Origin of the sequence: Phytoactinopolyspora endophytica (assembly GCF_004138495.1) — a bacterium.
GTDB classification, from domain to species: domain Bacteria; phylum Actinomycetota; class Actinomycetes; order Jiangellales; family Jiangellaceae; genus Phytoactinopolyspora; species Phytoactinopolyspora endophytica.
In genome coordinates this window covers 103,421-105,859 of record NZ_ML142854.1, presented here as the reverse complement: position 1 = coordinate 105,859, position 2,439 = coordinate 103,421, and the positions used below count along the sequence as shown (strand labels likewise).

Here is a 2,439-nt window from a genome sequence, read left to right as displayed (position 1 = left end):
GTGAACGACGTCGTCCGCCTTGGTGGGCAGCTCTATCTCACTCGGCCGGTGGCCGACGACCCCACCCAGCCACCCACCAAGCTCGAGGTCGTGGACGACAGCACACTGCGCATCGTCGGCGGGATCGGGTTCGGCTCCTACGGCGAGACGCTGCGGTACGAGTTCTCCGGCGACGACGTCGTCTCCATCCGGGGCAGCAGCGCGACCACGGCGTACCCGATCGAGCGGATCACCGAGGCGGCCGCCACCAAGGAGCGGGTCCGTGTAGGCGACCCACTCCGCTGAGAATTGGCGAGGGCGGGTCCACAGCTGCACGAGCCCAGCTCACTGGCTATGCTCCCATGCGTGGTGGAGATGCGACAGGTCATCGGAGCGGACACGCGACAGACCAGCGGGATGCTGCGAGTGGTCGGCACCGTACCAGTGACGCCGAGAATGCTCCGGCTCACGGGTGAGATCGACGTGGAGCACCTGCCGGTCGACCCGTCATGCCCTAACCAGGTGTTGCGGCTGAGCCCACCGGCCGACCTCGCCGCCACGGCGACCAGTGGCGCCCGCCCGCCCAGCCGCACCTACACGATCCGCCGGTACGACGAGCCGTCCGGCAGGCTCGATATCGACGTCGTCCTGCACGGCGACGGCCCGTTCGTCCGTTGGGCGACGGCCGCCGAGCCGGGCGACACGATTCCCTTCACCGGCCCCCGGCCGCACGCAGTTCCGTCGTTCGACGGCGATGCCCTGGTGATGGCCAGCGATGAGACAGGTCTGCCGGCCGTCGCGTCACTGCTGGAGGCCGCCCAGGCAGGCCTGGCCGTGCACGCCTTCGTCGAGGTGGCCGACGCCGCAGAGGAACAGCCGATCGATACCGGTGCCGACCTCGACGTGCGCTGGCTGCACCGGGACGGTGCGTCTGCCGGGACCACCGGCGCTCTCGAACGATCCGTCCAGGAGCTCACCTGGCCAGACGGGCGCGTGGTGGTATGGGTAGCCGGGGAGACATCTCAGGTGCGCACTATCCGCCGGTTCGCGGCCGCCGAGCGCGGCGTCGCCCGATCCGACATCCACGCCTATGGCTACTGGCGCCTCGGCCGCTCGGGCTCGCCCAGCTGAGCCCGTCAGGTGGCGCGGACGGTGAGCTGGTCGGCGCCCTCGTCGAGATCGACGCTGACCGTGTCGCCGTCGCGGATGTCGCCGCCGAGGATCGCCCGCGCCAGCCGGTCGCCGATGGCTGTCTCCACCAGCCGGCGCAGCGGCCGGGCACCGTAGACCGGATCGTAACCGGTCAGTGCGAGCCATTCCCTGGCGCTGTCACTGACCTGCAGCAGCAGGCGCCGGTCCGCCAGCCGGTCCCCGAGCTTGTCCACCAGCAGGTCGACGATGCGGGACAGCTCTCCACTGCCCAGCGGCTGGAACATGACGATGTCGTCCAGCCTGTTCAGGAATTCGGGCTTGAACGAGGTGCGCACGACCTCCATGACCGCGTTCTGCTTGGCCGCCTCGTCCAGCGCCGGATCGGCAAGGAACGCCGAGCCCAGGTTTGAGGTGAGGATGAGGATGGTGTTGCGGAAGTCGACCGTGTGGCCCTGTCCGTCGGTGAGCCGTCCGTCGTCGAACACCTGCAGCAGGATGTCGAAGACCTCATGGTGTGCCTTCTCGACCTCGTCGAGCAGGACGACGGAGTATGGACGGCGACGCACCGACTCCGTGAGCTGTCCGCCTTCCTCGTAGCCGACATACCCCGGAGGCGCGCCGACCAGCCGGGCGACACTGTGCTTCTCGCTGTACTCGCTCATGTCGATGCGGACCATCGCCCGCTCGTCGTCGAAGAGGAAGTCGGCCAGCGCCTTGGCCAGCTCGGTCTTTCCGACACCAGTCGGACCGAGGAAGAGGAACGCCCCGGTCGGCCGATCCGGGTCAGAGACCCCGGCTCGTGCCCGCCGCACCGCATCCGACACGGCCGTGACGGCCTTGCTCTGCCCGACCACGCGCCGGCCCAGCTCATCCTCCATCCGCAGCAGCTTGCCGGTCTCGCCTTCCAGCAACCTACCGGCGGGGATACCCGTCCAGGCAGCGACCACATCCGCGATGTCGTCGGGGCCGACCTCCTCTTTCACCATGGTCTCAGCGGTCGGGCTCTCCGCCACCTCGGTGGCGGCCGCCAGCTCCTTCTCCAGCTCCGGGATACGCCCGTAGAGGATCTCGCTGGCGCCGGCGAGGTCACCCTCGCGCTGGGACCGCTCGGCCTGACCGCGCAGCTCATCGATCTGTTCCTTCAACGAGCCGACCCGGTTCAGGCTGCCCTTCTCCTGTTCCCAGCGGGCCTCGAGCCCTCGCAGCTCCTCTTCGCGGTCCGCCAGCTCAGCGCGGAGCGCCGCGAGCCGTTCCCGGGACGGCTGATCCGCTTCCTTGTCGAGCGCCAGCTCCTCCATCTTCAGCCGG

The 2,439-nt window shown here is 69.3% G+C and carries 2 protein-coding genes and 1 pseudogene; 2 read left to right on the top strand and 1 reads right to left on the bottom strand.

Features of this window, described 5'->3' with window-relative positions:
• Both ELR45_RS35135 and ELR45_RS13500 read left to right on the top strand, forming a co-directional pair.
• Positions 1 to 285, top strand: a pseudogene (locus ELR45_RS35135) (hypothetical protein); the annotation flags it as partial.
• A 69-nt stretch (positions 286 to 354) separates the two neighbouring features.
• The gene (locus ELR45_RS13500) at positions 355 to 1,110 is read left to right on the top strand and encodes a siderophore-interacting protein (RefSeq protein WP_240759722.1); all 756 of its coding nucleotides are present in this window, start codon (positions 355 to 357) and stop codon (positions 1,108 to 1,110) included.
• A gap of 5 nt (positions 1,111 to 1,115) precedes the next feature.
• Here the strand turns inward: ELR45_RS13500 and ELR45_RS40865 are convergent.
• Positions 1,116 to 2,439 (bottom strand): AAA family ATPase (locus tag ELR45_RS40865; RefSeq protein WP_240759660.1); only part of this gene is annotated, 1,324 nt, incomplete at its 5' end.